Origin of the sequence: Ideonella azotifigens (assembly GCF_006519715.1) — a bacterium.
GTDB classification, from domain to species: Bacteria; Pseudomonadota; Gammaproteobacteria; order Burkholderiales; family Burkholderiaceae_C; genus Ideonella; species Ideonella azotifigens.
The window spans coordinates 1-6,526 of sequence record NZ_VIDT01000296.1; the positions used below are offsets into that span (position 1 = coordinate 1).

Here is a 6,526-nt window from a genome sequence, read left to right on the forward strand (position 1 = left end):
GCGGGCGTCTTGCGGGTGGCAGATGCCCTTGAGCACCAGCGCGCCGCGCCAGCGCTGGCGCATCAGCTTCAGCGCGTCCCAGTCCAGGTGCTCGCGGCCGGAAAAGTCGCGCGTCACGTCCTTGGCCACCAGCGGTGCGCCGCGGCCAGCCTCGACGTTCTCGAAATGCGGCATGCCATGCCGGACCAGCGTGCGCAGGAAGGTGCCCAGCGCCCAGCGCGGATGGGTGAGGCCGTCCCACAAGAGGCGCAGGTCCGGCCGCAGCGGGGTCTTGAAGCCGTTGCGCGCGTTGTTCTCGCGGTTGGGCACCACGGCCGAGTCCACGGTGATGACCAGCACGTCCACCCCCGCCTTGGCCACGCGGTCCACCAGCGCCAGGCCGGCGTCGAGGTCGCGCGCCAGGTAGGCCTGGAACCAGGTGCCGGGCGCTTCGGCCAGCACGTCTTCCATGCGGATCAGCGCCGAACTGCTGAGCACCATCGGCACGCCGGCTTGCGCGGCAGCGCGGGCCTGCACGATGTCGCCGCGGTAGGCCGTCAGCGCGCTGATGCCCATGGGCGCGATGCCGAACGGCGCTTCGTAGCGCCGGCCGAACAGCTCGACCGACTGTTCGCGCGCGGACACGTTGACCAGCACCCGCGGCACGAACTGCCACTGCGCAAAGGCCTCGCGGTTGCCCTGCAGCGAAGCGTTGGTTTCGGTGGCACCGGCCACGTAGCCGAACAGTGGGCGCGGCAGCCGGCGCTGTGCGGCGGGCTCGAAGTCATCCAGCGACAGGAAGCGCCGGGCCAGCCGCTGCTGCTGCCGTGCCGCGCGCTGCGAACGCGGTGTGTCCGCGTGGGCAGGCGCAGCGTTGGCAGGCACGGTGGCGGCAGCCGTCATGGTGCTCAGTCGACCTTGATGTTGGCGGCCTTGATGACCTCGGCCCACTTGGTGACTTCGGCCTTCTGGAACGCCTGGATCTGGTCGGACGTCATGGGCTGCGACAGCATGCCCAGCTTGGTCAGGCGCTCCTGCATGTCGGCGGTCGCCAGGATCTTGCCGATCTCGCTGTTGAGTCGGTCCACCAGCGGCTTGGGCGTGCCGGCCGGCGCGAAGATGGCCTGCCACGAGACGACCTCGAAGCCAGGCAGCACCGTCTCGGCAATCGTCGGCACGTCGGGCAGGCTGCTGACGCGCTTGGCCGAGGTGACGGCCAGCGCGCGCAGCTTGCCGGACTCGATGAACTGCGCCGCGGCCACCGTGGTGTCGAACATCATGTCGACCTGGCCGGCCAGCGTGTCCTGCAGCGCAGGGCCGCTGCCCTTGTACGGCACGTGCACAACGTCCTTCAGGCCCAGCTTGTACTTGAACAGCTCCAGCGCCAGGTGCTGCGAGGTGCCGTTGCCGGCGGAAGCGGCCGTCAGCGGCTTGCTCTTCGCGGCAGCGGCCAGGTCCTTGGCGGTCTTGTACGGGCTGTCGGCCTTGACCAGCAGCACCAGCGGGTTGGTGCCGATCAGCGTCACCGGCACAAAGGACTTGACCGGGTCATAGCCGAGCTTGGGGTAGAGGCTGACGTTGATCGCGTGCGAGCTGATGGTGCCGCCCAGCAGCGTGTAGCCGTCCGGCGCCGCATGCGAGACGATTTCCGAGCCCACGCTGCCACCGGCGCCGGCCTTGTTCTCGACGATGACCGTGCCCTTCAGGGCCGGGCCCAGCTTGTCGGCGATCAGCCGGGCCAGGATGTCCGAGGTGCCGCCGGGCGGGAAGGCCACGGTGTAGGTGATGGGCTTGGACGGGTAGGCGTCCGCGGCGAGTGCGCGCAGCGGGAAAGCGCTGCCGAATGCAGCCAATGATGCGGCCGAGGCCAGCACGGAACGGCGAGTCGTGTTCATGGGGTGATGTCTCCGTTTGGGATGGTTTGGAACCAGGCTCAAGGCGCGCGCTTCAGCGCACCAGGCAGGGTCGCTTGTTGTCGAACTTCCAGCCAGGGATCAGGTACTGCATCGCGGTCGCGTCGTCGCGGCTGCCCAGTCCGTGCTGCAGGTAGAGCTGGTGCGCCGCTTCGACGGCGGCCATGTCCAGCGTCACGCCCAGGCCGGGCGCGGTCGGCACGGCGACTTCGCCGCCGACGATCTGCAACGGGTTCTTCGTCAGCTCCTGGCCTTCCTGCCAGATCCAGTGCGTGTCGATCGCGGTGACGCGGCCGGGCACCGCGGCCGCGGCATGGGTGAACATGGCCAGCGAAACGTCGAAGTGGTTGTTCGAATGCGAGCCCCAGGTCAGGCCGAAATCGCGGCAGGTCTGGCCTACGCGCACTGCCCCCTGCAGCGTCCAGAAATGCGGGTCGGCAAGCGGGATGTCGACCGACTGGAGTGAGAGCGAATGCACCATCTGGCGCCAGTCGGTGGCGACCATGTTGGTGGCCGTGGGCAGGCCGGTGGCGCGGCGGAATTCGGCCATCACCTCGCGGCCGGAAAAGCCGGCTTCGGCCCCGCACGGATCTTCGGCATAAGCCAGCACGCCGTGCATGTCGCGCATCAGGCGGATCGCGTCCTTCAGCAGCCAGCCGCCGTTCGGGTCCAGCGTGATGCGGGCCTTGGGGAAGCGGGCCTTCAGTGCCTTGATGGCTTCGACTTCCTGCTCGCCGCTGAGTACGCCACCCTTGAGCTTGAAGTCCTGGAAGCCGTAGCGGGCCTGCGAGGCTTCGGCCAGCTTGACGATGGCTTCGGGCGTCATCGCCTCTTCATGGCGCAGGCGCAGCCAGTCGTCGGCCTGGTCCGGCTGGGTGTCGTAGGGCAGGTCGGTCTTCCTGCGGTCACCCACGTAGAAGAGGTAGCCCAGCATCGGCACGCTGGCGCGCTGCTGGCCTTCACCGAGCAGCGCGCAAACGGGCACTTCCAGGTGCTGGCCCAGCAGGTCCAGCAGCGCGGTTTCCACCGCGGTGACCGCGTGGATGGTGGTGCGCAGGTCGAAGGTCTGCAGGCCGCGGCCACCGGCGTCGCGGTCGGCGAACTGGGTGCGCACCGCATTCAGCACGCGCTGCCAGTCGCCCACCTTGGCGCCGACCAGCAGGCCGCGGGCGTCTTCCAGCGTCTGGCGGATCGGCTCGCCGCCAGGCACCTCGGCCACGCCGGTGCGGCCGGCGCTGTCGGTCAGGATCAGCAGGTTGCGGGTGAAGAACGGCGCGTGGGCGCCGGACAGGTTCAGCAGCATGCTGTCGCGGCCCGCAACGGGCACGACACGCACTTGCTGGACGGTGGGCGTGGCAGAGGAGGTCATGGGAAGAAGCTCGGTTGAGGCCGCTGTGCGGCTCAGGTCGGGAGGCGAACGGCCTGGCGGGCCAGCAGCGTCCACGCGCCGGCCTGGCGGGTCCACACGCTCAGCACATGCAGCTTCACGGTGCCCGGGCCTTTGCCGGCGTCGTTGGTGGCGGCCTGCAGCACATGGCGCACGGTGGCCACGTCGCCGGTCACGGTGACCTGCTGCTCGGTCAGGCTGATGCTGACGAAGTCTGAATTGCCTTCCAGCAAGTCCTTGATGAAGCTGGCCTTGGTGTCGACCTTGCCGCCGGAATGGCCGTAGGTCAGGTTGTCGGCGACGATGGCTTCGAGCGCGGCGCGGTCGGGGTCGACCATCAGCGTGCGCAGCTTTTCGACGGCTGCGCCGACGGCACGGGCTTCATCGCTTTGCGCCATGGCGGCCTCCGGCAAGGTGACAAGGGGCAGCGTGGCGGCAAGCGTCAGCAGTGCGGAAAGCGCAGCGCGGCGCGAGCGTTGGATCAGTTTCATCAGGTGTCTCCTGTAGGGATCATGGAACATGCCGCGCCCCGGCTCTGCGGCCGTTGGGGCGGTGGCATGGGGAGGCGGCGCGAGGCCGCCGGGGACTTGGCGCCTTACTGCGGGCCGAGCTTGGCCATCAGCGCGGCCAGTTCGTCGTACTCGGCCTGCTTCAGGTCGGAGATGGGCGGGCGCACCGGGCCGGCGCTGTGGCCGATGATGGTGGCGCCAGCCTTCACGATCGAGACCGCATAGCCTTCGCCCTTGTTGCGGATCGCGATGTAGGGGATGAAGAAGTCGCGGATCAGGCGGTCGCAGGTCTCGGTGTCGTTCGCGGCATGGGCGTTGTAGAAGTCCATCGCCGTCTTCGGAATGAAGTTGAAGACTGCAGACGAATACACCGGGCAGCCCATGGCCTTGTAGGCACCGGCGAACAGCTCGGCGGTGGGCAGGCCGCCCAGGTAGGCGAAGCGCTCGCCCAGGGTCTGGCGCACCGAGACGAACTTCTCGATGTCGCCCACGCCGTCCTTGAAGCCGATCAGGTTCGGGCAGGTGTCGGCCAGCACTTGCAGGCTGGCGGGCGTCAGGCGGCAGTTGGCGCGGTTGTAGACGATGACGCCGAACTTCACGCTCTTGCAGACCGCCTGCACGTGGGCGATCAGGCCTTCCTGGCTGGTTTCGGTCAGGTAAGGCGGCATCAGCAGGATGCCTTGCGCGCCCAGGCGCTCTGCTTCCTGCGCGTACTGGATGGCCAGGCGGGTGCCGCCACCGGCACCGGCGATGATGGGCGTGCGGCCCTTGCAGGTCTCCAGCGCCACCTTCATCACCGCGCTGAACTCGACCGGTTCCAGCGAGAAGATCTCACCGGTGCCGCCGGCCGCGAACAGCGCCGAGGCGCCGTAGGGCTGGAGCCATTCCAGCCGGTCGGCGTAGGCCTTGGGCGCGAAGTTCAGCTCGCTGTCGAAATCGGTCAGCGGGAACGAGAGCAGGCCGGATTGCAAGACGGCTTTGAGTTCTTGGGGGGACATGAGGGCTCCTGGCAGCGAAGGACTGGGGAAGTGAACAGAACAGCCAGGCAGAACAGCGAACAAGGGCCTGGCTTCGAGATGTTGTCAGTCATCGTACAACACCAAAGCCGATTGGGACTTGGTGATTCCACTGACGCGGCAGTGGCTTGTTTGAGTTCCGCGCCGAGGCCACCAGCAACGACCAGTCCCCACCGGTCGTTCAAACAAATGGGGTCAGAGTCAATTTATCTGGAAATGGTGGTGACCATGGTTGACTCATCCGTTGGATAAATTGACTCTGACCCCATTTGTTTGCTGACCCCATTTGTTTGCTCGCGACCTTGGTGGTAGTCCCGCCGCGTGCGAAACGTGACCGACCAGCGCAGCGCCGCCACCGGCGGCACGCTGTGCTGCCAGTCCCAGCGCGACGGGCCACGCATGGCATAGATCGAGCGGGGTGCCACCGGCACGCGCAGCACATCTTCGCGCCTGGCTGTCTCCGGTGGATACGGCCGGAAGCGCAGCATGGCCTCGCTGCCCAGCGAGACGCCGAAGACGTGCTCGAAGTTCGGCACGTCGCGGTGCCAGCCTAGCGGGGTGCCCGGTGCGTATTCGGCAACCAGCGCATGCACCAGGTCTTCCGGCGCCACGCCGGCCCAGGCGGCGACGCGCTCGCGCAGCGGCTTGAGTTCGTCGACAAGCGGGGCGGCGGGCAGCAGGCGGTTGGCGTCGTAGTCGTAGCTGCCGCCGTAGCTGACGACGCGGCGGCGGGCGGTGTATTGCTTGTACTTCGCGGCGGCCAGCGGCAGGCTGCGGATCAATTCGATCAACCCGGCCTCTTCGGCTTCGGTGAGGAACTCAGGCTGGTAGCTCAAACCCGGCGGGAGCCGCGAAGGCAGCATCTCGGCGGGTTCGAACAGCGATGGCTGGTGCATCGCCGAAGTCTAGGCCCGTGGCTGGCTCATGACGTGAGCCTGGTCTTGCGCTGGGGCCAGAGCCGGAAGGCGAGCGCCAGCAGCAGGATGACGACTGGCACGGCGTAGCTGGCAGACGTCGGGATGCGCTTGCCGAAGGTCACCATGAAGCTGATCCACAGGTAGTAGATGCCGGCCGTGTGCAGCCGGCCCCAGGTCTTGCGGCCGAGCCAGGCGGCAACCGTGTCGGACGAGCTCAGCGCCATCAGCGCGATGAAGCCGTAGGCAATGCCACCGGTGATCTGGTTGCCCAGGCTGCTGGCCTGGTGGAAGCCGGCGGGATCGAGGTTGGCGAAGCCGAGGATGGCGGCCAGGTGGACGGTGTGCGAAACCGCGAAGGCCAGGCCCAGGTGGCGGCGGTTGCGCAGCTGCCAGCGGGTCAGGGCGCCGGGCCAGTGGCGGGCGGCGGCCGAGGCGGTGAAGACCAGGAGAAACAACAGCCACGAGCTGCGCGCGGTCAGGCGAATGGCCAGGCGCAGCGCAGGCACCAGGTCCGGCAGCACCAGCAAGGGAGTCGCCGCCATCAGCAGCAGCGCCAGCGACAGGCAGGCCAGCAGGCGCCGCCCTTCGAGCAGCCTGGCGCGGGCAGGGGTGGGGCAGGGGGCGAGTGTGCATGGTGGTGGCCGGTGACTTCAATGTGATCGGAGATTACATTTCGGCCCAGGCGCCGGCCCAGGCGCCGGTCCAGGCGCCACACAAGGTGCTTACATGGTCAAGCCAGCCAAGGCTTCTGCTTCTCACGCTGCGCCCGCAGCGCGTGCCTACCACCACGGCAACCTGCGCCAGG

7 protein-coding genes are annotated in these 6,526 nt (G+C 68.0%); all 7 read right to left on the bottom strand.

The features are described from left to right. Positions 1–882 (bottom strand): alpha-hydroxy acid oxidase (locus FKP22_RS17340; RefSeq protein WP_141288743.1); only part of this gene is annotated, 882 nt, incomplete at its 3' end. A 5-nt stretch (positions 883–887) separates the two neighbouring features. Then, positions 888–1,874 carry a Bug family tripartite tricarboxylate transporter substrate binding protein gene (locus tag FKP22_RS17345; protein WP_141288744.1) on the bottom strand — a complete coding sequence of 329 codons (987 nt, stop codon included), beginning with the start codon at positions 1,872–1,874 and terminating at the stop codon, positions 888–890. 52 nt (positions 1,875–1,926) lie between these two features. Beyond that, positions 1,927–3,261: a glucarate dehydratase gene (gene gudD / locus FKP22_RS17350; protein ID WP_141288745.1), complete on the bottom strand. Its 1,335-nt coding sequence runs from the start codon at positions 3,259–3,261 to the stop codon at positions 1,927–1,929. A 32-nt stretch (positions 3,262–3,293) separates the two neighbouring features. After that, positions 3,294–3,770 carry a nuclear transport factor 2 family protein gene (locus FKP22_RS17355; RefSeq protein ID WP_141288746.1) on the bottom strand — a complete coding sequence of 159 codons (477 nt, stop codon included), beginning with the start codon at positions 3,768–3,770 and terminating at the stop codon, positions 3,294–3,296. 104 nt (positions 3,771–3,874) lie between these two features. Then, the gene (kdgD, locus tag FKP22_RS17360; RefSeq protein WP_141288747.1) at positions 3,875–4,786 is read right to left on the bottom strand and encodes a 5-dehydro-4-deoxyglucarate dehydratase; all 912 of its coding nucleotides are present in this window, start codon (positions 4,784–4,786) and stop codon (positions 3,875–3,877) included. A gap of 224 nt (positions 4,787–5,010) precedes the next feature. Continuing rightward, on the bottom strand, positions 5,011–5,700 hold the full coding sequence (locus FKP22_RS17365) for an alpha-ketoglutarate-dependent dioxygenase AlkB (RefSeq protein WP_141288749.1): 690 nt from the start codon (positions 5,698–5,700) through the stop codon (positions 5,011–5,013). Positions 5,701–5,726: 26 nt separating this feature from the next. Beyond that, positions 5,727–6,263 (bottom strand): hypothetical protein, encoded by a 537-nt coding sequence (locus FKP22_RS17370; RefSeq protein ID WP_211361445.1) that lies wholly within the window; start codon positions 6,261–6,263, stop codon positions 5,727–5,729. Positions 6,264–6,526: the final 263 nt, after the last annotated feature.